Source organism: Streptomyces sp. NPDC020379 (genome assembly GCF_044387105.1).
Lineage (GTDB): Bacteria > Actinomycetota > Actinomycetes > Streptomycetales > Streptomycetaceae > Streptomyces.
In genome coordinates, this window is the sequence record NZ_JBIRVR010000001.1 from 291,596 (window position 1) to 312,870 (window position 21,275).

The window sequence follows — 21,275 nt, forward strand, 5'->3', positions numbered from 1 at the left end:
CCTCAATCGCCGGACGGGCTGAATATCAGCCCGTCCGGCGATTGAGGACAACGCGCGAAGCGTGTTGCGGGGTCTGGGGCGCAGCCCCCCACGCGGCGGAGCCGCATATCCGATGCAGCCGGGAAGGGGCGGGGCTGGGGAAGAAGCCCGCCGCAGGCGCCAGCCGGCCCGCACCCGGGAGCCTGCGGCACGCCCAAAAAACCCGCCGTCAGCCGAAGAACGTGCGTGCCTCCTCGTACAGAGCCGGCGGCACCGTCTTCAAGCGGGCGGTCGCGTCAACCAGCGGCACACGGACGATGTCCGTGCCCCGCAGCGCCACCATCCGCCCGAAGTCCCCGTCCCGCACAGCGGTGATCGCGTGCAGACCGAACCGCGTGGCCAGCCACCGGTCGAACGCGCTCGGCGTCCCCCCGCGCTGCACATGCCCCAGCACGATCGTGCGGGCCTCCTTGCCCGTGCGGCGCTCGATCTCCTCGGCCAGCCACTCGCCCACCCCGGACAGCCGGACGTGGCCGAAGGAGTCGTGCGCGGCGGCGCCCTTCAGGACGAGGTCGCCGTCCTTCGGCATGGCGCCCTCCGCGACGACCACGATCGGGGCGTAGCTGGCACGGAAGCGGGAGGTGACCCAGCCGCAGACCTCTTCGAGGTCGAAGCGCTGCTCGGGGATGAGGATGACGTTGGCGCCCCCGGCGAGGCCGGAGTGGAGGGCGATCCAGCCGGCGTGCCGGCCCATGACCTCGACGACGAGGACCCGCATATGGGACTCGGCGGTGGTGTGCAGCCGGTCGACGGCCTCGGTGGCGATGTTGACGGCGGTGTCGAAGCCGAAGGTGTAGTCCGTGGCGGAGAGGTCGTTGTCGATGGTCTTGGGTACGCCGACGCACCGGACGCCGTGTTCCTCGTGGAGCCGGGCGGCGACGCCGAGGGTGTCCTCGCCGCCGATGGCGATGAGGGCGTCGACCTCGTCCTTGGCGAGGTTCTCGAGGATCCGGCCGACGCCCTCCGGTTCCTTGAAGGGGTTGGTGCGCGAGGAGCCGAGCACCGTGCCGCCCCTCGGCAGGATGCCGCGTACGGCGGGGATGCCGAGCGGCACGGTTTTCCCCTGGATCAGCCCCCGCCAGCCGTCGCGGAAGCCGATGAACTCGTGACCGTAGTCCTGGACGCCCTTGCGGACGGCGGCGCGGATGACCGCGTTGAGCCCGGGGCAGTCACCGCCGCCGGTCAGCATTCCGACCCGCATGACAATCTCCCTTCAGCCGGGGACACCGCCCGGCCGGGAGCGGTCAGGCGCCGTCGAGACCTCGCTCTATCGCGTAGCGCACGAGCTCCACGCGGTTGTGCAACTGGAGTTTGCCCAAGGTGTTCTGAACATGGTTCTGCACCGTCCGGTGCGAAATAACCAGCCGTTCGGCGATTTGCTTGTACGAGAGGCCCTTGGCGACGAGCCGCAGCACCTCGGTCTCGCGGTCGGTCAGCCGGGGCGCGTGCCGCTCGTCGGGGGCGGCGGGGGCCGGGTCGGCGGCCAGCCTGCGGTACTCCCCGAGGACCAGTCCGGCCAGGCCGGGGGTGAACACCGGGTCGCCCCCGGCGGTCCGGCGGACGGCGTCCAGCAGTTCCTCGGTGCTGGCCGACTTCAGGAGATAGCCGGTCGCGCCGGACTTCACGGCCTCCAGGACGTCCACGTGCTCGCCGCTCGCGGAGAGCACCAGGACGCGCAGCGCGGGGTTCTCGCCGACCAGTTCCTTGCACACGGCGACGCCGGGCAGGCCGGGCAGGTTGAGGTCCAGGACCAGCACGTCGGGTGCGGCGGCCCGGGCCCGGCGCACCGCCTGGGGGCCGTCACCGGCCGTCGCCACCACATCGAACCCGGCGGCGGCCAGGTCGCGGGCGACGGCGTCGCGCCACATGGGGTGGTCGTCGACCACCATGACCTTCACGGTCCGCTCGTCACTCATTTCCCGGCCTCGCTCCCCCGTGGAACCCTCAATTCGACTTCTGTGCCCTGGCCGGGCACGGACAGCAGCTCGGCGCTGCCGCCCAGGTCCCGCAGCCTGCCGCGGATCGACAGGGCGACGCCCATCCGCCCCTCCCGTTCGGCCGCCGCGAGCCGGCCCTCGGCGATGCCGGGCCCGTCGTCCCGCACGGTGACGATCACGGCGTCCGGCTCGTCCTCCAGCAGGATCCAGGCCCGCGCGCCGTCCCCGGCGTGCTTGCGGACATTGTCCAGTGCGGCGCCGACGGCCGCCGCCAGTTCCGCCGCCGCGGCCGCCTCCAGCAGGACGGGCGTGCCGGGCCCGGCGTAGGAGACGGCGGCGCCCGCGTGCGGTGCGAGCAGCGCGCCCACGTCGCAGGGCCCGTCCGGGGGCCGCGGCGGGGTGCCCACGGACCGTACGAGCTCCGCGTCCTCGGCAAGCTGCGCCGGCGTGCCCTGCGGGGGCAGCAGGCCCCCGGCGACGAGGGTGCGCAGGGCGATCTCCTGCTCGCCCGCCATCCGGCCGAGCTCGGCGGCCTCGCCGCCCAGCGCGGCGCCCCGGCGCTGCACCATGGCGAGCACCTGGAGGACGCTGTCGTGGATGTCGCGGGCGAGCCGTTCGCGCTCGCGGGTGGCCGCCTCGATCTGGAGGGCGCGGGCGAGCGTGCGCTCACTGGCCCGGGCGACCTCCACGATGTAGCCGATGGCGACGCTGGAGACCCAGACCAGCAGCACGTTGTGGACGGTGTCGCGGGCGAGCCCGCCGCGCTCGGCGAGGTTGGCGACGGCCACCAGGGTGGAGCCGACGATCGCCCAGCGCCAGCCGCCCTTGATGGCACAGCCCAGTACGGCGCCGCCCGCCCAGATGGACGGCAGGGTGGCCGCTCCGCCGTCGATGCGCTCGGCGGAGTCGACGACGGAGGTGAGCAGGATCCCGGCCAGCGCGATGGCCAGGTCGGCGACGAGGAACCGCTTGGTGCAGCGCTCGGGCGAGGTGACCCGGTTCCAGGTCAGCAGCATCCAGAGCGTCAGTGCGCCCATGTAGAGCGCGGCCCCGGACGGATGGGCGTACTCGCGGCAGTTCAGGAAGAACAGCGCGAGGGCGTAGCCCAGCGTCAGGATGCGGTAGCCGGTCAGCGCGCGCCACAGCGGCAGCTCCACCGACATCCGTACGACGCGCGGCTCGGTGCTGCGCGGTGTCATCGACCCAACCCCCCGGTCCGGGCGTGCTACGCCTCGGGCCGCTTGTCCGCCTTGTCGAGCCCGGCGGCCTTGGCCGCCTTCTCCTCCTCGGCCTTGCGCTTCGCCTCGTCCGCGATCTGCCGCTTGGCGGCGGTCGCGTAGATGTCGACGTACTCCTGGCCGGACAGCTCCATGATCTTGTACATGACCTCGTCGGTCACCGAGCGGAGGATGAAGCGGTCGCCGTCCATGCCTTGGTAGCGGCTGAAGTCCAGCGGTTCGCCGATCCGGATGCCCGGCCTGATCATCTTCGGCAGGACCTTGCCCGGGGGCTGCACCTTCTCGGTGTCGATCATGGCGACGGGGATCACGGGGGCGCCGGACAGCAGCGCCACCCGGGCCAGGCCGCCGGGCTTGCCGCGGTAGAGGCGGCCGTCCGGGGAGCGGGTGCCCTCCGGATAGATGCCGAACAGCTCACCGCGCTCCAGCACCTCCAGGCCGCTCTTGATCGCCGCTTCACCGGCGCCGCGTCCGCCCGAACGGTCGACGGGGAGCTGGCCCACGCCCTTGAAGAAGGCGGCCGTCAGCTTTCCCTTGACACCCGGGGAGGTGAAGTATTCCTGCTTCGCGATAAAGGTGATCTTGCGGTCCAGCACCGCGGGGAGGAAGAAGGAATCCGAGAACGACAGGTGGTTGCTCGCCAGGATGGCGGGCCCTTCGGCCGGGATGTTCTCCAAGCCCTCCACCCACGGCCGGAAGGCAAGCTTCAGCGACCCGCCGATGGACAGCTTCATAGCGCCGTAGAACAACCGAGAACCTCCTGTAGTGACGAGGAGACCTTAACCTGCCTACCCGCCGTGCGGCGCTCCGCGTACGCTGAGGGCCAGACCCCTTTTTCCCGTTCCACCGATCGGAGATTCCGGTGCCGCTCCTCCCCGGCGCCGAGCCGTTCCGCCACGACGGCGGAGAGGTCGGCGTCCTCGTGTGCCACGGCTTCACCGGTTCCCCGCAGTCCGTACGGCCCTGGGCCGGGCATCTCGCGGAGCGCGGACTGACCGTCTCCCTGCCGCTGCTGCCCGGGCACGGCACCCGCTGGCAGGACATGCAGCTCACCGGCTGGCAGGACTGGTACGCGGAGGTCGACCGGGCGCTGGGCGAGCTGCGGGAGCGCTGCTCGGAGGTCTTCGTCTGCGGCCTGTCCATGGGCGGGGCGCTGGCCCTGCGGCTGGCGGCCCGGCACGGTGACGCGGTCAAGGGCGTCGTCGTGGTCAACCCGGCCAACAAGGTGCACGGCCTCGGCGCGAAGGCGCTGCCGGTGGTGCGCCATCTGATCCCCTCGCGCAGGGGCATCGCCAGCGACATCGCCAAACCGGGCGGCGAGGAGCTCGGCTACGACCGGGTGCCACTGCACGCGGCGCACTCCTTCCGCCGGTTCCTGCGGATGCTGGACGGTGAACTGCCGCAGGTCACCCAGCCGTTGCTGCTGATGCACAGCCCCGAGGACCATGTGGTGCCGCCCGTGGACTCGGCGCGCATCCTGGCCCGGGTCTCCTCGCGTGACGTCACCGAGCGGCTGCTGGAGCGCAGCTATCACGTGGCGACCCTGGACCACGACGCCGAGCTGATCTTCGAGGAGACGTTCGCGTTCATCAGCCGGCTCTCCGCGGGCGTCGGCGAAGCCGGGGCGGCCTCCCGTGGCTGAGCGCGACGCGGACCGCGACCGCGACCGCGACGAGAGCCGCGACCCCCTGGACGAGGACGCCGCGTGGGCGGAGCTCGTCGCCGCGTACGGCGAGCAGCCGGACCCCGAGGCAGGCCGCTGGCCCGCCTCCGGTGATGTCACCGACCCCCGGCCCGACCCGGCCGAGGGCAAGGACACCCCCGGCGCCGGTCCCGAGCAGGCCGCCGAGGCGCCGCCGGAGACCCCGGACCGGCCGGTGGGCAGCTTCGTCGTCTACGCCCCCGGGGTCGGCCCCCGCGACTGGGACACCCCGGCCGCGACGGGTGACGACGACCTCGACGAGCCGGACGAGGGCCACTTCGTGCCCCCGGAGCCGCCGCCGCTCCCCACCGGCGACGTCACCGCCCGCTTCGCGTGGATCGCGGTGCTGGGCGGGCCGCTGCTCCTGCTGCTGATGGTGCTCTTCCGGCAGGAGCTGACGTGGTGGGTCACCACGCTCGGCGTCGGCGGCTTCCTGGGCGGCTTCGCCACACTGGTGCTGCGCATGAAGGACTCCGACGAGGAGGACGACGACCCGGGCCGCGGCGCGGTCGTCTGACGGACGCCCGCCCGCGAGCACGGTCGTCCGGCGGGCGCTCCCGGCGGCCGCCCGGCCCCCGCCGCTAGGACGCGGCCGGGATCCTGAGCGCGGCCAGCACCGGCAGGTGGTCCGTGGCCGCCCGGAGGTCCCGCTCGGCCACTCCCGGCAGCCCCATGGGCACGCCGCACCCCAGCACCTCGACGCCCTCCGTGGCGAGGACCGCGTCGATGCGCTGGAGCGGGTCGCCGAGCCGGGTCGTGTGCTCGCGCCCCCACGGCTTCGTGGCCCAGCCGTCCTGGAGCGCGTCGGCGAGGAGGCCGAACGTCCGGCCGTCGGGGCGGTCGTTGAGGTCCCCGGCGGCGACCGCGTGCGGGACGCCCAGCCCGGCCAGTGTGTCGAGCAGCAGCTTCCCCTGCCCGTACCGCTCCTCGTCCTTGATGCTCAAGTGGCAGCTGAGAACGCCGAGCCGGGCCCGGCCGAAGCGCAGCACGGCGGTCGCGAAGCCGCGTTGGTGCAGCCCCGGCGTCCGCGGCAGCAGGATGTCCTCCGTGCGCTCCACGGTGGCCCGCAGCGAGGACAGGATCATGGGCCCGGAGGCGGTGGCCCCGCCGGTGACGTAGACGAGGTCGGACGTACGGGCCAGCCGGGCCGCGGCCTTGCGCCAGCGGAAGAAGCGGGGCGCCTCCTGGACGCAGACGACGTCGGGGGCGCAGGCCCGGATGACCCGGGCCAGCGCCCCCACGTCGTCACGCATGGACCGGACGTTGTAACTGAGCACGCGGACGACGGCCGAGCCGTCGGACTCCGTGTGCGACGGGGGCAGATCCGCGAGCATCATCACTCCTCGGTGCTACGACATCCGCGCCGCGGCGGTCGTGCCGCGACGCCCGTGCTACGACGTCCGAAGGAGGGCCCCGGCGGGCCCTCGGGTCAGCCCTGGCGGGCCAGGTCCGCCGCGCCCACGAGACCGGCCTTGCCGCCCAGTTGGGCGGCCAGCACCTGGGCGTGCGGGCGCCACTGGCCACCGACCAGCCAGCGGCGGAAGGACTTGCGGATCGGGTCGAGGACGAGGTCGCCCTCGTCGGAGACGCCACCGCCGACGATGAACGCCGAGGGGTCGAAGAGCGAGGCGAGGTCGGCGAGGCCCGCGCCGGCCCAACGGGCCAGCTCCCGGAAGGAGTCGACGGCCACGGCGTCACCCTGGCGGGCGGCGTCGCTGATGTGCTTGCCCTGGATGCCGTCGGGGGTGCCGTCGCCGAGGCCGAGGAGGATCTCGGCGTTCTCCGGGGTGGCCTGGGCGCGCTGGCGGGCGTAGCGGACGAGGGCGCGCCCGGAGGCGTACTGCTCCCAGCAGCCCTGGCTGCCGCAGCCGCACAGCAGGCCGTCCGGCACGACCCGGATGTGGCCGAACTCGGCGGCCACGCCGAAGCGGCCGCGGCGCAGCTTGTTGCCGATGATGATGCCGCCGCCGAGGCCGGTGCCCAGCGTGATGCAGATGACGTCGTCGTGGCCCTGGCCGGCGCCGAAGCGGTATTCGCCCCAGGCCGCGGCGTTGGCGTCGTTCTCCACGACGACCGGGAGGCCGACGCGCTGCTCGACCTTGTCCTTCAGCGCCTCGTGGCGCCAGTTGATGTTCGGGGCGAAGAGGACCGTGGCCCGCTTGTCGTCCACATAGCCCGCGGCGCCGATGCCGACCGCCTCGACCTCGTGGTCGGCGCTGACCGTGCGTACCGCGTCCGCGATGGCGTCGATGACGCCCTCCGGGGTCGACGGGGTCGGTACCTTGCACGTCGCGAGGATGTTGCCCTCCTCGTCGACCACGCCGGCCGCGATCTTCGTGCCGCCGATGTCGACGCCGATGGTGAGTCCCATGTGTCCCTCAGTTATTCGCTCGAACCCCGCCGCGACCCACCGTACCGGAGCCCCAGGTCAGTCGAGGTCGATGCGCTCGGCACCGCCCGCTCCGGCATCGCCCCGGCCGGGGCCGCCGGGCCGCTCGGCGGGCTTCGCCGCGCCCTCGCCGCGCGTCCAGCGGGACTCCTGGCCCTGGACGGCCGCGCGGTAGGCGGCGAGGAGCTCGGAGCCCGCGGAGGCGAGGTGGTCGAAGACATCGGGGTTGCGCTCGATGACCGGCTCGACGGCGGCCTTCGCCTGGGCGATGACCTGCTGCACGACCTCCTGCGCGGCCATGCCCGCCAGCGGCAGCTGGAGGGCGGAGACCTTCTCGGTCACGGCGTCGACGAGCTTGCGCAGCTCCTCGGCGGCGGTGCCGGGCTGCTCGTTTCGACGGCGGGCCCGCTCCGCGGCGAGATCCTCGGCGCACGCCTGCTCCCAGGCATCGGGATCGGCGGCCGCGCCGGGTGCGGGGCGCTCGGTGGGATCGCTCATGGCGGACTCCTGCGACGGGGGTTTCCTTCGACGTTACCTGAACGGTGGAACGGCGTTCACGGAGTCCGCGGCCACAGGGCGGGGTCGGGGGTGAAGCGCACGCACAGCGCGCCGTCGCGCAGGCCGGCCCCGGAGACGGTGCAGCGGCGCAGCGCCGACGGCAGCGGCAGGACGCGGCGGAACGGGCCGACGCCGATGATGAGTTCGTCGCCCCTGCGTATGAGGTCCAGCGCGTCGCGGTCGGCGCCGGGCAGCGGCAGCCGCCAGAGCAGGACGCCGTCGCCGGCCAGCCGGTCCTCCACGGTCCAGGCGTCGGGCTCGGAGCCGGTGGCGGGCCAGCCGTCGAGCTCGTCGGCCAGGCCCTCGCCCTCGATGATCCCGACGGCGCCGCCCTCGCCGCCGATGGTCGTCGACGCGGCGGCGTCGACGAGCGCGCCGAGGTCCTCGTGGCCGCGGGGGTCACGGCCGAGGTGCGGCAGTTCACACAGGGTGATGCCGTCGGTGAGGTACTCCTCGTAGAGCTCCTTGAGAGCGGTCTGCTGCTCCGTGACGAGCCCGGCCAGCCAGGAGTCACCGCCGTCGCCGGCGGGGAGCACGCGATTGGCGACGAGGGCGTCGACGCGGCAGCCCTGGAGGGCGAGTCCGGCGCGGGCGAGGCGCAGGGCCCGGGCGGCGATCGGCCCGGGTTCGGCGACGAGGCGCACGGTCGTGCCGCCCGCCTCGACGACGTCCTGGACGGCGGCGAGTTCGGCCTCCCAGCGCTCCGCGGCCTCGTACAGCCGCTGCGCGGGCATCGGCACCCCGGCCAGCTGGGCGAGCATCGGCCGCAGCGCGCGGGCCGCCTGCCGCTCGGCGGGCAGCAGCCGGCGCAGATAGCGGCGCAGTTGCTCGGGCAGGGCGAGGAGGCGCACGGTCTCGTGGACGGCGGGCATGTCGACGACGAGCAGGTCCCACGCGGCGGCGGTGTGGGCGGCGCGCAGTGCGGCGAGGACGGCGAGCGGCTCGGCGCCGGGGAGTTCGGTGAGCTCCTCGGGGTCGAGCGGGGTGGCGCCGAGGAGGTCGAAGAGGGAGGCGCCGCGCTCCTGGAGGTCGCGGGCGCGGTCCTGGAAGTGCTCGCCGGTGGCGACGCGGGCGGCCCACAGGCCGGGGGCCGCCTCGACGGGCTCGGCCCAGGGCACACCGGGCGGCTGGGGGTACCTCCCAGCGGTGGCTGGGGGAGGCAGGGCGGTGCCGAGCACGGCGTCGGGCGCGGGGCCGCGGTCGGTGGTGAGCAGCAGGACGCGGCGGCCCCGCCGCGCGGCGGCGAGCGCCGTGGCCGCGGCCGTGGTGGTGCGGCCCGCGCCGCCGGTGCCGGTGACGAGGACCGTGCGCAAGGGTTTCTCCTGGGTCGTGGATACGGCGCCGTGCGGTCCGGGGGCCGCGCCCCCGGACTCCGACAGGGACCTCAGGAGGTGGCCGCGCCGCTCTCCACCCGCTGCTTGAGACCGTCGAGCGCCCGGTCGATGATGACCTTCTCCGCCTTGCGCTTGATCATGCCGAGCATGGGGATCTTGACGTCGACGGTGAGCTGGTACGTCACCTTGGTGTGGCTGCCGCCGGCCTCGGGCTCCAGGCTGTACGAGCCGTCGAGCTGCCGCAGCATCTGGGACTTGACCAGGGACCAGCTCACGACGTTCTCCGCGGGCCAGGTGTACGCCAGCGTGTGGTCGTCCTTGATCGCGCCCGCGTCGAGGACGAGGCGCACCTGCGCGGCGCGGCCCTGTTCGTCCTTGGCGAGCACCTCCGCCTGCTTGACCTCCCCGGTCCACTCCGCGTAGCGGTCGAAGTCTGCGATCACCGCCATGACCTCGGCCGGGGTCGCCTCGATCGTGATGCTCGAGCTGGTGTGTTCCGCCATCTCCGTGGCTCCTCCGTACCGGTCCGCCGCCTCGTGTGTCTGCCGGTGAAGGCTACATCCCGGCGCGCGTCACCACTCCAGCACCCAGGGTGTACCGCTGGAGGCGAAGTGGCCGACGTTGACGCACTCGGTCGCGCCGATGCGCATCCGGCGCGCGAGGGGCTGGTGGACGTGGCCGAAGAGGGCGTAGCGGGGGCGGGTGGCGCGGATCGCCGCCAGCAGCGCGGTGCTGCCGGTCTCGAAGCGGCGGGCGACGGTGTCGTAGCAGAGTTCGGGCACGGCGGGCGGGATGTGCGAGCAGAGGACGTCGACGTGGCCGAGGGCCTCGATCTTGGCGGCGTACTCCTCGTCGCTGATCTCGAAGGGCGTGCGCATGGGCGATCTCAGGCCACCGCCGACGAAGCCGAAGACGCGGCCGCCGATCTCGACGCGCTCGCCGTCGAGGACGGTGGTGCCGGGAGCGGCGTATTCGGGCCAGAGCCGGGGGATGTCGACGTTGCCGTAGGTGGCGTAGGTGGGGGTGGGGAAGGCGGCGAAGAGTTCGGCGTACTGCTTGCGGACCGCGGACTCGATGGCCGCGTCGCGGTCGACGCCCTCCCACAGGCGGCGGCCCAGCTCACGGGCCTCCTCGAAGCGGCGGGCGGTGCGCAGCTCCACGAGCCGGTCGGCGTTCTCGACGCCGAAGAGGTCGGGGAAGATGCCGCGCGAGTGGTCCGCGTAGTCGAGGAAGAGGATGAGGTCACCGAGGCAGACCACGGCGTCGGCGCCGTCGCCCGCCCGTGCGAGACCCTCGCTGTTGCCGTGCACATCGCTGACCACGTGAACTCTGAAGCCACCTCGCATACCGATCACCCTAGGCGGTGCGGGCGGCCGTCCGGAAGGTCGCCGACCTGCGGTTACTTCCCGGTCACCAAGCGGAGGGGCTAGGGTTCGGAAGGCGGTCCGGTGGCGTGTGACGCACAGAACATCTGAGCGCCACCCCTATTCGAAAGCCGTACTGGTGGGTAACGTCCGGGCAGTCCAATACCCCCCTTGCCTGACATGGACCGCAGCCGACGCAGCGCCCCTCAAAGACGCGGCGGCGCCGGCGCCCGACGAGGAGCAGCAGTCTTGCGCGAGTTCAGCCTTCCGGCCCTCTACGAGGTCCCCGCGGACGGAAACCTGACGGATCTGATCCGCCGCAACGCCGCGCAGCGCCCCGACGTCGCCGTCATAGGGCGCAAGACCGACGGCCGCTGGGAGGACGTCACCGCCGCCGCCTTCCTCGCCGAGGTGCGGGCCGCGGCCAAGGGGCTGATGGCTTCGGGCGTCCGGCCGGGCGACCGCGTGGGGCTGATGTCGCGCACGCGTTACGAGTGGACGCTGCTGGACTTCGCGATCTGGAGCGCGGGCGCGGTGACCGTGCCGGTCTACGAGACGAGCTCGGCCGAGCAGATCCAGTGGATCCTCGGCGACTCCGGGGCCGTCGCCTGCGTCGTGGAGACCGAGGCGCACGCGAGCGCCGTCGAGTCCGTCAGGGACCGGCTGCCGGAGCTGCGGCACGTCTGGCGGATCGAGGACGACGCCGTCGGCCGGCTCGGCGCGGCCGGGGAAGGGCTGAGCGACGAGGAGGTGGACGAGCGCAGCGCGCTCGCGGGCGCCGACTCCCCCGCGACCATCGTCTACACCTCCGGCACCACCGGCCGCCCCAAGGGCTGTGTGCTGACCCACCGCAGCTTCTTCGTGGAGTGCGGCAACGCCGTGGAGCGGCTCAAACCGCTCTTCCGCACGGGCGACTCCTCCGTGCTGCTCTTCCTGCCCACCGCCCATGTCTTCGGGCGGCTGGTCGAGATCGCGGCGGTGCTCGCGCCCATCAAGCTGGGCTGTGTGCCCGACATCCGCAACCTCACCGACGAGCTCGCGGCCTTCCGGCCCACGCTGATCCTCGGCGTCCCGCGCGTCTTCGAGAAGGTCTACAACTCGGCGCGCGCCAAGGCCCAGGCCGACGGCAAGGGCAAGATCTTCGACCGGGCCGCGGACACGGCCATCGCGTACAGCCGCGCCATGGACGGCCCCGGCGGGCCGTCGCTCGGGCTCCGGATCAAGCACGCGATCTTCGACCGGCTCGTCTACGGCAAGCTGCGCGCGGTGCTCGGCGGCCGGGCGACCCACGCGATCTCCGGGGGCGCGCCGCTGGGCGAGCGCCTCGGCCACTTCTACCGTGGCATCGGCTTCACCGTCCTGGAGGGCTACGGCCTCACGGAGTCCTGCGCGGCCACCGCCTTCAACCCCTGGGACCGGCAGAAGATCGGCACGGTCGGGCAGCCGCTGCCCGGGTCGGTCATCCGGATCGCCGACGACGGCGAGGTGCTGCTGCACGGCGAGCACCTCTTCCAGGGCTACTGGAACAACGAGGCCGCCACGAAGGAAGCCCTCTCCGACGGCTGGTTCCACACCGGCGACCTGGGCACGCTCGACGAGGACGGCTACCTCACGATCACCGGGCGGAAGAAGGAGATCATCGTCACCGCGGGCGGCAAGAACGTCGCCCCCGCCGTGATCGAGGACCGCATCCGCGCGCACGCCCTGATCGCCGAGTGCATGGTCGTCGGCGACGCCCGCCCCTTCGTCGGCGCCCTGATCACCCTCGACGAGGACTTCCTCCCGCGCTGGCTCGCCGACAACGGCAAGCCGGCCGGCACGACCCCGGCCCAGCTGGCGGACGACCCGGACCTCCTCGCCGCCGTGCAGAAGGCTGTCGACGACGGCAACGCGGCGGTCTCGAAGGCGGAGTCGGTACGCAAGTTCCGCATCCTGCCCGCGCAGTTCACGGAGGAGTCGGGTCATGTGACGCCGTCCCTCAAGCTCAAGCGGAATGTTGTGGCGAAGGACTTCGCGGACGAGATCGAGGCGATTTACCGGGGGTAGTGGCGGGGTGGGGTGCGGACCGTTCACGCCTGCGGCGGGCCTTTTCCCCTACCCGCCCCTTCCCGAACTGGGGCGCGTGCCCCAGCCCCCCGAGTGCGGGTCCGTTGCCGCCTGCGGCGGGAGCGCCCTTGGGGACACCCCCCGGACGGAGTCCGGGGGAGGTAGCTGGGGGATTTTGAGGACAACGCGGCGAAGCCGTGTTGCGGGTCTGAGGGCTTGCCCCCCACGCGGCGGAGCCGCACATCAGACGCAGCCGGGAAAGGGCGGGGCTGGGGAAAAAGCCCGCCGCAGGCGCGAGCAACCCGCACCCGAACCCCGCCCCCTACAAAAGATCCCGCAGCCTCCCCGCCAGCAGATCCCAGCGCCACTTCTCCTCGACCCAAGCCCGCCCCCGCGCCCCGAGACGCTCACGCAAAGCGGAATCCCGCAGGAGCATCACGATCCGGTCAGCCGACTGCTCCGCCGAACCACCCCGCACCACATACCCCGTCTCCCCGTCCAGGACCGCGTCCGGCGCTCCCCCGGAGTCGCCCGCGACCACCGGAAGGCCCGTCGCCGACGCCTCCAGGTAGACGATGCCGAGCCCTTCGACGTCCAGCCCGCCCCGCCGCGTACGGCACGGCATCGCGAAGACGTCGCCCGCGCCGTAGTGCGCGGGCAGCTCCTCCCACGGGACGGGGCCGGTGAAGTGGACGGCGCGGGCGACGCCCGTGGCGTCGGCCAGCTCGCGCAGGTCCTTCGCGTACGGGCCGCCGCCGACGATCAGCAGCACCGCGTCCGGCACGGCCGCCAGGATCCGCGGCATGGCCCGGATGAGCGTGTCCTGGCCCTTGCGCGGGACGAGCCGGGAGACGCAGACGACGACCGGGCGGTCGGTGAGCCCGAGGCGGGCCCGCACGGCGGCGCCGCCGGAGTCCGGGTGGAAGGTCCTCTCGTCGACGCCGGGCGGCAGTTGGACCATGCGCGCGGCCGCCTCGGGGGTCAGCGCGCCGGCGATCCTGGAGCGGGTGTACTCCCCCAGATAGGTGAGGGTGTCCGTGCCCTCCCCGATCCGCCGCAGCAGCTGCCGGGCGGCCGGCAGCTGCGCCCAGCCCGCCTCGTGGCCATGGGTGGTGGCGACCAGCCGCCGGGCGCCCGCCCGGCGCAGCGCGGGCCCCATCAGCCCCAGCGGGGCGGCGGCGCCGAACCACACGGAGGAGCAGCCGTGTTCCCGCAGCAGCCCGGTCGCGCGCCGGGTGACCCGGGGCGTGGGCAGCAGCATGATCGTGCGGTCGCGGACGACCCGGAAGGGCTGTTCGGCGTCGAAGCGGGCGGTGGCCTCCGCGCCCTCCTGGCCGCGCTTCCAGGTGGAGGCGTAGACGACGATCTCCGACGGGTCCAGGCGCAGCGCCATGTTGTGCAGGAATGCCTGGATACCGCCGGGCCGGGGCGGGAAGTCGTTGGTGACGATCAGGGTCTTGTGCATCGGGCCCGACAGTACCGGGTGCGCGGGGGCGGCGATCGGGCGGCAACGGCGGGTGCACCGGGCACGTCACCGGCCACCGGCGGCCCGGAAGGGCATCATGCCTTCCAGTAGCGGGTGCTCACCGTATGTGAGGGCCGTGACGAACGAGGTGAATGATGGCGGGCGCTGGATTGCGGCTCTCGATCGCGGTGTGGGCCGTCACCCGGGCCGTGCTGCTGCTGTGTGTGTTCCGGGTGTGGGTGATGCCGGGTTCGGACGTCTCCGTCGACATCGAGGTGATCTACCAGGGCTGGTACGGGGTGCTGCGCACCGGCATGTTCCCGTACGACGACGTGACCTGGCAGTACCCCCCGGCCGCCGCGCTCGCGGTGCTCGCCCCGGGACTGCTGCCCTTCCTCGACTACGCCCCGGCGTTCTTCCTGGTGTGCTTCGCCGCGGACGCCGCGGTCCTCGCCCTGCTGCTGTACGCGGTGCGGGGCGGCCGGCGCAGTGTGAAGGGGGTCTGGGTGTGGGTGGTGGGGGTGCCGCTGCTGGGCCCGATCGTCTATGCCCGCTATGACGTGATGGTGACGGCCGTCGCGGTCGCCGCCCTGCTGGCGGCGGGGCGCAGGACCCGGCTGGCGGGGGCGCTCATGGGCTTCGGCGCGCTGCTGAAGGTCTGGCCCGTGCTGCTGCTCGTCGGGACGCCCCGGGGCCCTCGCACCCGTGCGGCCTGGAGTGCCGCGGCGCTGGGCGCGGTGGCCGTCGGGCTGTTCTTCGCGGTGACGATGCCCGGGGCGCTGGCGTTCCTGAACTTCCAGCGGGCCCGCGGCACGGAGGTGGAGTCGCTGGGGTCGCTGGTCTTCCACCTGGGCCGGCACGTGGGGTGGCACGGTCACGCCCGGCTGAACTACGGCTCGGTGGAGTTCCTCGGCCGCTACGTCCACACCGTCAGCAGGCTCGCGCTCGCCCTGACCGTGCTGGCCTTCGGCTGGCTGCTGGTGTGGCGGCTGCGCGCGCGGAGGTTCACGCCGTGCACGCCCTGCGACGCGGCGTTCGCCGCCGTCCTGCTGTTCACCACGACGAGCCGGGTGATCAGCCCGCAGTATGTGATCTGGCTGATCGGTCTCGCCGCCGTCTGCATGACGATGCGGGCGACGCGTCAGGGCCTGCCCATCGCGCTGGTGCTGCTGGCGGTTCCGCTGACCCAGCTCGAATTCCCCATCTGGTTCTCCCATGTGGTGGCCAGTGACAAGCTGGGCGTCGCGACGCTGACCCTGCGCAACACCCTGCTGGTGGTGGCGACGGTCATCTCCTGCGCCCGGCTGTGGCGGGACACGGTGACCGGGGCGGACCGCTCCGGTGCGGCGGACCCGCCGAAGGACCCGCCCACGGAGAAGGAGGCGGCGCTGACCGCCGGCTGAGTGCCGCTCAGCCCAGCTGCTGGGTCACATAGGCGCGCCACCGCCGGGTGAAGTCGGCCTCCGAGACGCCCAGCACCTGGTGCAGCGCGGCCGGCAGCGCCCCCGCCCGCCGCTGGTGGCCGCCCACCGCGCGGTAGAACGCGACGAGCTTCTCCTCGCCCCAGTGCTCGGCGATCATGCGGCAGGCCAGCCACCCCTCCTCGTACGCGCGGGCCAGCCGCCCCTGCTCCCCCGCGAAGCCGAAGTCGGTGTCGGTGGGCAGGGCCTCGGGCGGCCTGCCCTCGCCGACGGCGCGCGCGAGTTCGGGGGCGGCCTGGCGGGCGGTGCGGCCGGTGCCGCGGTAGGCGGTCCAGTCCGCGAAGCCCTCGGAGAGCCACAGCGGGGTCGCGGCCGAGGTCAGCGAGCGGGTCGCGACATGGGCGGTCTCGTGGGTGAGGACGACGCGGCGGCCGAAGTCGCCGAGCGTCCCGTACGCCTCGGGGTTGACGATGATCCGGTCGGCGGGGGCGTTGCCGGAGCCGCCGACCTCGCCGGTGGTGACGGCGGCGATGCCCCGGTAGTTCGCCGCCGGCGAGTCCAGGAGCTCGGCCATCCGGTCGACCGAGGCGGGCATCTCGACGACGACCCTGCCCGGCCAGTCGCCCTTGTGCCGGGCCGGGGTGGCGGTCGTCCCCTCCAGCTTGGGCGGGGCCGTGCCCGGTGCGCCCGTCCCGCCGCGCCAGGCGGAGCTCACCGCGGGCACCGCGGCGTCGGCGAGGTCGGCGAGGGCCTTCAGCCGCCCCTGGTCCTGGCCGACGCCGAGGACCAGGCTGTGCGCGCCCCGCACGGCCGTGACCGGGCCCTGCTGCCAGAGCTGCCGGGGGCCGTGCCGGGTGTCCTCGGCCGTCACGTACCACCGGTCGTCGTCCTTGCGTACGACCGTGAACCGCTCGGTGGTGGCGACCGGGACGGTGTCGTAGCCCGCCAGCCGGTAGCGCAGTTCGGCCTCGGCGGCGACGCGATGGCCGTCGCCGCCGGAGGGGGCGAAGCCGCCGGTGCGCACCAGGTGGTGGTCCCAGGAGGCGAGGGGCACGGCGGCGAGGTTGGCGAACTGCGCGCGCTGCTCGGTGCGGAAGCCCGTCGCGTCGGGGTCCAGGGCCGCGAGGAAGGCCCGCTCGTCACGGTCCCGCAGCGCCTTGGCCCACCGGTCCAGCAGGGCACTCACGGCCTTGCGCTCGTCGTCCTGACCGCCGGTGAGCCCCACGGAGCCGCAGCCGCACAGGGCCTGGAGGGCGAGGAGCCCCGCCACCAGCGAACGGACGAGCGCCCCGCGCGGGGCCCGGGCCACCGCGCGGCCGGAGGGCAGGCCGCGGACCCGTCCGCCAAGGACTCCGCTCCCTCTCCACCGGCCCGTCACGCCCCGCATCGTACGAGCCCCGCGCCCCGCGCCGTGCGCTCAGGTGGCGTTCATGGCCGGGTGATGGACGAAATCGGCATCATGTTGGCCGGGTCGTAGCGGACCCGGGCGCCCGGGTAGGGGGCGTGCACGACCTGTCCGTTGCCGACGTACATGCCCACGTGGCTGGCGTCGTTGCGGTAGATCACCAGGTCCCCGGGCTGGGCCTCGGCCAGGGAGACGTGGCGGCCCGCGTTGCGCTGCGCCTGCGAGGTGCGCGGCAGGCCCACCCCGGCGCGCCCGTAGGCCCACTGCATCAGGCCGGAGCAGTCGAAGGCGCCCGGCCCGGTCGCCCCCCAGGCGTAGGGGGAGCCGACGGCCGAGCGGGCGGCCATCGCGGCGGCCGCCCCCCGCGAGGAGAGGCCGGCGAGGTTCGGCAGTCCGGCGAGCGAGCCCTCCGAGCGGTCCCCGCCGGAGCGCGAGGCCCGGGCGTACGCCTCGCGGTCCCGCTCGGGCAGCGCGTTCAGCAGCCGGCGGGCCGTGGCGAGCTTGCCCTCCACCTCGCGCTTGTGCTGCTCGACGGCCTGCCTGCTCTCCTCCAGCTGCGCCAGGACCCGGACGGCCTCCGCGCGCTCCTGGCGCAGGGTGCGCTGCGCCTCCAGGAGCGCCTTGAGCTGCTCGGCCTGACGGCCCGTGACCCGGTCGAGGACGGCGGCCCGTTCCAGATAGGCGTCGGGGTCCGAGGACAGCAGCAGCTGGATCGCGGGGTCGACGGCGCCGTTGCGGTACTGCGCGGTGGCGATCATGCCCAGCGCGCGGCGCATCCGGTTGACGCTCTCCTGGCCGCGGACGACGCGGTCGGTGGCCTGGGCGACCTTCTGCCGCAGGGTGCCGGTGCGCTCGCCGGCCGCGTTGAACTTCTCGGTGGCCGCCTCGGCCTGCTCGTAGAGCCGGTCGACCTGTGCCTTCACCGTGCCGGACCCCTTGGCCGTGCCCGAGGGGTCGCCGGGCGCGGCCCCGGCGGGCGCCGCCAGGCCGGCGGCCGCGGTGGCCACGGCGGCGGACAGGACGGTGACCCGGGTGAGACCGGGCTGCGCGGGACGACGGTGTGACGCCACGGGCTGCCGCACTCCTTCCGTTCTTCCACTGGGTGCGCGGTGCCCTCCTGCCGCCCGGAGAGGGGCGGAGCACTGTGCCGGGTACCGCGCGCCAGACAGTAGCGGCGCGGTCACCCCCGGTTCAAAGACCCGGTGGGGCGGGAACGTTGACGCCCCGCCGGAGACGCAGGTCACCGGCGGGGCGTGGAGTCAGCGGGGCTCGCCGCGATTCGCCCGAACGGGCGGCACGTCAGCCGTTCGGCCCAAGCGCGTCAGCCGATGCGCACACCGAACTGGAAGGGCATGTTGCCCATCGACTCGTAGCGCACGCTGGCACCCGGCTTGGGGGCGTGCAGCGTCATGCCGTTGCCCGCGTAGAGGCCGATGTGGTGCAGGTCGCCGTAGAAGAGCACCAGGTCGCCGGGCTGGAGCTGGCTCTGGTCGTAGATGCGGGTGCCGTCGTTGGCCTGGTCCTGCGAGGTGCGGTCCAGGTTGACGCCCGCCTGCGCGTACGCCCAGGAGGTCAGGCCCGAGCAGTCGAAGGAGTCGGGGCCGGTCGCGCCCCAGACGTACGGGGAGCCGATGACGGACTGCGCGGCGGCGAGCGCGGCGCCCCCGCGGCCCGAGCCTGCGGGGATCTTGATGTCCGGGCGGCTGTCACCGCGGCTGGCGCGGTCACCGCCGCCGCTCTTGGCGCCGCCGCCGGCGTCCTTGCCGTCGCTGCCGGTGATCTCGGCGCGCTCCTTGGCGCTGAGGGAGTTGAGGAGCTCCTTGGCGTCGGCGAGCTTGCTCTGGACCTCTTCCTTCTTGTCACCCAGTGCCTTGCGGGTGTCGGCGAGGTCCTTGAGCTTGCCGCTCGCCTCCTCACGCTGCTGCTTGAGGGTGCGCTGCTTCTCGGATATCTGCTTCAGGGTGTCGGCCTGCTTGGCGCTCAGCTGGTTGAGCGTGGAGGCCTTCTCCAGGAAGGTGTCCGGGTCGGAGGAGAGGAGCAGCTGGAGGGAGGGGTCGATGGCGCCGCTGCGGTACTGCGCGGTGGCCAGGGAACCGAGGCTGTCGCGGAGCTTGTTGAGCTCCTCCTGGCCGCGGGCGACCTTGTCCTGGAGCTCGCTGACCTGCTTGTCGAGCTTCTCCTGCTTCTCCTTGGCCCCGTTGTACTTCTCGGTGGCCTGCTCCGCCTCTTCGTAGAGCTTGTCGACCTTCGCCTTGGCGTCCGTCTTCGACGGTGAGTCGGCGTGCGCCGCCTGGGAGGAGAGGGCGACGGCCGCGGCGGCGGTCGCGGTCAGCACGGTCACGCGGGTGCGGCCCGGCTGCTTGGGTCGACGGTGGGACGCCACGGAGACGAGCTCCTTCTTCCTCAGCCGCCTGCCGCGCGAAGTCCGCGGTTCCGGCGGGACCTTCACCGTCACCCCGAATGGATGATCACCGCGCGAAGGTTCGAGGCCCGACCTTAGTGACCTCCCCATGATCCGTTCAAATCCCCGGGCGGAAAATCACGCCCCACAAGCGCATCCTTTACCCTCGCGACACAGTGGGTGACGCCTGATGGACACTCAGGCACCATGCGGAGGCTCGCATTCCATCCGCATCGGGAGAAGCCGCGCGCAAGCGGTCAGGTGCGGGCGAGCCGCTTGAGCAGCAGCGCGGAGGCCACCGGGCGCGCGCCCGCCTTCGCCACCCCGTCGGCGACCTCGCGGTCGGTGGAGACCACGACGACCGGCCGGCCCGGCGGCTCGGCCCGCACGAGCTGACGGATCAGCTCGTCGGCCGTCACGCCGGGCTTGCTGAAGAGCACCCGCACCCCGCGCGGCGGCGCCAGCAGCACGGGCGCGGCCAGCTCCGCTCCGTCAAAGACACAGGTCATCTCCGCGCCCGTCTGCGCGGCCAGCATCGACAGGCCGCCCAGGAGCCGCAGCCGCTGCTTGTCGAGCGGCATCGTCGGATATCCGGTCTTGGTGACGTTGTAGCCGTCGACGACCAGATGCGCCTGCGGCAGGGCGAGGAGCTGGTCCAGGAGCGCCGGGTCCGTCTCCGAGAGGGCGCGGGTGGCGATGTCCTTGGGCGTCATCCGGCCCGGCTCCACGGCGTCCACGGTGTCCGCGGGGCGCGTGGACGCGGGCGGCAGCGCCAGCTCGCGGCGCAGCCCCTGCGCCGCGTCCAGGACGGTGTCGAGCAGCAGCCGCAGCCGCATGTCCTCCACGCTGCGGCCCTCGCGCACCGCCCGGCGGCTCGCCTCCAGCCCCGCCTCGGCCTCCGCGAGGCGCGCCTTGAGCCGCCGTGCCTCGCCCAGGGCGGCCGCCTTCTCGGCGGCCCCGGCGGCCCGTACGGCCTCCAGCTCGCCCTCCGCCTTGCGCAACGCCGCCTCGCCGCGCCGCACATCGCTCAGCGCGCTGCGCAGCTTGCGCTGCATCGCGTCGTTCTCCTTGCGGGCGGCGTCCAGCTCGGCGCGGATCCGGTCGGCCTCCGTACGCGCGTCGGCGCGGGCCTCGGCCAGCTCCTCGCGCAGCCGCCGCAGCTCGCGCTGGGCCTCCTCGCCGGCCCGCTCGGCGCTCGCCCGCTGGGCCTCCTCGCCGGCCGCGGTGACCAGCTTGACCCAGCCCGTGGGCCGCAGCACGAAGGCCATGGCCGCGACGTCCTCGGGGTCCGCCGCCGCGGGCGGCGCCCCGGAGTCGAGCGCCTCGGCCAGCTCGGAGCCCGTCTCCCGCAGCCGGGCGGAGATCCGCTGCCGGAAGGCGGCGTCGTTCTCCACGGCGGCGGCCATGGCGTTGCCCGCGAACTTGGCCCGGCGGCTGGGGGTGAAGCGGGCGTACTGCCGCAGCGCGGGCGGCAGTTCGGTGACCGTCAGACCGCCGAACGCCTCGGCGACCAGATTGACGACCCGCCGCCGCACGCCCTCGGGCAGGGGCCGGTCGAGCACCTCGGCGACGCCGTCGGCCCCACCGGTGTCATCCGGTTCACCGGCCGCGTCCGCGCCGCCTGTGTGCTCAACCACCGCTCACCGCTCCCGTTCTTCAGGCGCTCGCGCCCGGCCTGTCCACCAGCTCGATCTGGTCGACCGCGTTGCACCACCGGCAACGTACGGACTCGATCGTCTCACTGACCACGTCCCGCTCCTCCACCCGAGGCGCTCCGGCCAGGTCGAGGTGCACGTATTCCACAGCCTTGGTGGTCCGCGTGACATCGAATCGGGTCAGATTGCCGCACAGCGTGCAGCGCCAGCGCGTCCGGTCCGTCGGCTGGGGAACGCCCATGATTCGTCGTCCGTCCTCGTCAACTGCGTCGTGTCCGACAACGCCGTGGGGCCCGCATGGCGCCGTCACCGCCAGGGTGT

The 21,275-nt window shown here is 73.5% G+C and carries 20 protein-coding genes; 4 read left to right on the plus strand and 16 right to left on the minus strand.

Features of this window, described 5'->3' with window-relative positions:
* Positions 1 to 208 precede the first annotated feature (208 nt).
* Genes ACH427_RS01355 through ACH427_RS01370 form a run of 4 tightly spaced genes read right to left on the minus strand, consistent with a single transcriptional unit; the run spans position 209 to position 3,963 of the window.
* On the minus strand, positions 209 to 1,240 hold the full coding sequence (locus ACH427_RS01355; protein ID WP_398867271.1) for a 6-phosphofructokinase: 1,032 nt from the start codon (positions 1,238 to 1,240) through the stop codon (positions 209 to 211).
* A 43-nt stretch (positions 1,241 to 1,283) separates the two neighbouring features.
* The gene (locus tag ACH427_RS01360; RefSeq protein WP_398867272.1) at positions 1,284 to 1,955 is read right to left on the minus strand and encodes a response regulator; all 672 of its coding nucleotides are present in this window, start codon (positions 1,953 to 1,955) and stop codon (positions 1,284 to 1,286) included.
* Complete coding sequence (gene macS / locus ACH427_RS01365) at positions 1,952 to 3,175, minus strand: MacS family sensor histidine kinase (protein ID WP_398867273.1); 1,224 nt, start codon at positions 3,173 to 3,175, stop codon at positions 1,952 to 1,954. The genes ACH427_RS01360 and macS overlap by 4 nt, the downstream gene beginning before the upstream one ends.
* A 26-nt stretch (positions 3,176 to 3,201) precedes the next feature.
* Positions 3,202 to 3,963: a lysophospholipid acyltransferase family protein gene (locus tag ACH427_RS01370; RefSeq protein ID WP_398867274.1), complete on the minus strand. Its 762-nt coding sequence runs from the start codon at positions 3,961 to 3,963 to the stop codon at positions 3,202 to 3,204.
* A 113-nt stretch (positions 3,964 to 4,076) separates the two neighbouring features.
* On the opposite strand from ACH427_RS01370, the gene ACH427_RS01375 reads away from it, so the two are divergent.
* Entirely contained in the window at positions 4,077 to 4,856 is a 780-nt protein-coding gene (locus ACH427_RS01375) for an alpha/beta hydrolase (protein WP_398867275.1), read from the plus strand.
* A complete protein-coding gene (locus ACH427_RS01380) occupies positions 4,849 to 5,433 on the plus strand; it encodes a hypothetical protein (RefSeq protein ID WP_398867276.1) in 585 nt (194 codons plus the stop codon). The genes ACH427_RS01375 and ACH427_RS01380 overlap by 8 nt, the downstream gene beginning before the upstream one ends.
* Before the next feature lie 64 nt (positions 5,434 to 5,497).
* Here ACH427_RS01380 and ACH427_RS01385 read toward each other — a convergent pair whose 3' ends face one another.
* From ACH427_RS01385 to ACH427_RS01410, 6 genes are all read right to left on the minus strand, one after another.
* A complete protein-coding gene (locus ACH427_RS01385; protein ID WP_398867492.1) occupies positions 5,498 to 6,250 on the minus strand; it encodes an endonuclease/exonuclease/phosphatase family protein in 753 nt (250 codons plus the stop codon).
* 95 nt (positions 6,251 to 6,345) lie between these two features.
* Entirely contained in the window at positions 6,346 to 7,287 is a 942-nt protein-coding gene (locus tag ACH427_RS01390) for an ROK family glucokinase (protein WP_398867277.1), read from the minus strand.
* Positions 7,288 to 7,344: 57 nt separating this feature from the next.
* Entirely contained in the window at positions 7,345 to 7,803 is a 459-nt protein-coding gene (locus ACH427_RS01395) for a DUF5304 domain-containing protein (RefSeq protein WP_398867278.1), read from the minus strand.
* 56 nt (positions 7,804 to 7,859) lie between these two features.
* Complete coding sequence (locus ACH427_RS01400) at positions 7,860 to 9,176, minus strand: ArsA family ATPase (RefSeq protein WP_398867279.1); 1,317 nt, start codon at positions 9,174 to 9,176, stop codon at positions 7,860 to 7,862.
* A gap of 71 nt (positions 9,177 to 9,247) precedes the next feature.
* Positions 9,248 to 9,700: an SRPBCC family protein gene (locus tag ACH427_RS01405; RefSeq protein WP_398867280.1), complete on the minus strand. Its 453-nt coding sequence runs from the start codon at positions 9,698 to 9,700 to the stop codon at positions 9,248 to 9,250.
* A 69-nt stretch (positions 9,701 to 9,769) separates the two neighbouring features.
* Positions 9,770 to 10,543, minus strand: coding sequence for a metallophosphoesterase (locus ACH427_RS01410; RefSeq protein WP_398867281.1), 774 nt, complete (start codon positions 10,541 to 10,543; stop codon positions 9,770 to 9,772).
* Positions 10,544 to 10,810: 267 nt separating this feature from the next.
* On the opposite strand from ACH427_RS01410, the gene ACH427_RS01415 reads away from it, so the two are divergent.
* A complete protein-coding gene (locus ACH427_RS01415) occupies positions 10,811 to 12,607 on the plus strand; it encodes an AMP-dependent synthetase/ligase (protein WP_398867282.1) in 1,797 nt (598 codons plus the stop codon).
* Positions 12,608 to 12,929: 322 nt separating this feature from the next.
* Here the strand turns inward: ACH427_RS01415 and ACH427_RS01420 are convergent, their stop codons facing one another.
* Positions 12,930 to 14,072 carry a glycosyltransferase family 4 protein gene (locus ACH427_RS01420; RefSeq protein ID WP_398867283.1) on the minus strand — a complete coding sequence of 381 codons (1,143 nt, stop codon included), beginning with the start codon at positions 14,070 to 14,072 and terminating at the stop codon, positions 12,930 to 12,932.
* A 155-nt stretch (positions 14,073 to 14,227) separates the two neighbouring features.
* Here ACH427_RS01420 and ACH427_RS01425 point away from each other — a divergent pair, with 155 nt between their 5' ends.
* Complete coding sequence (locus ACH427_RS01425; protein WP_398867284.1) at positions 14,228 to 15,475, plus strand: glycosyltransferase 87 family protein; 1,248 nt, start codon at positions 14,228 to 14,230, stop codon at positions 15,473 to 15,475.
* 7 nt (positions 15,476 to 15,482) lie between these two features.
* Here the strand turns inward: ACH427_RS01425 and ACH427_RS01430 are convergent, their stop codons facing one another.
* The 5 genes from ACH427_RS01430 to ACH427_RS01450 form a co-directional block, all read right to left on the minus strand.
* Complete coding sequence (locus ACH427_RS01430) at positions 15,483 to 16,871, minus strand: hypothetical protein (protein ID WP_398867285.1); 1,389 nt, start codon at positions 16,869 to 16,871, stop codon at positions 15,483 to 15,485.
* A 50-nt stretch (positions 16,872 to 16,921) separates the two neighbouring features.
* Entirely contained in the window at positions 16,922 to 17,968 is a 1,047-nt protein-coding gene (locus ACH427_RS01435; RefSeq protein ID WP_398867286.1) for an NlpC/P60 family protein, read from the minus strand.
* Positions 17,969 to 18,219: 251 nt separating this feature from the next.
* On the minus strand, positions 18,220 to 19,281 hold the full coding sequence (locus ACH427_RS01440) for an NlpC/P60 family protein (protein ID WP_398867287.1): 1,062 nt from the start codon (positions 19,279 to 19,281) through the stop codon (positions 18,220 to 18,222).
* Between the two features lie 275 nt (positions 19,282 to 19,556).
* Positions 19,557 to 20,936 (minus strand): NYN domain-containing protein, encoded by a 1,380-nt coding sequence (locus tag ACH427_RS01445; RefSeq protein ID WP_398867288.1) that lies wholly within the window; start codon positions 20,934 to 20,936, stop codon positions 19,557 to 19,559.
* Between the two features lie 19 nt (positions 20,937 to 20,955).
* Positions 20,956 to 21,195 carry a hypothetical protein gene (locus ACH427_RS01450; RefSeq protein ID WP_366006617.1) on the minus strand — a complete coding sequence of 80 codons (240 nt, stop codon included), beginning with the start codon at positions 21,193 to 21,195 and terminating at the stop codon, positions 20,956 to 20,958.
* Positions 21,196 to 21,275: the final 80 nt, after the last annotated feature.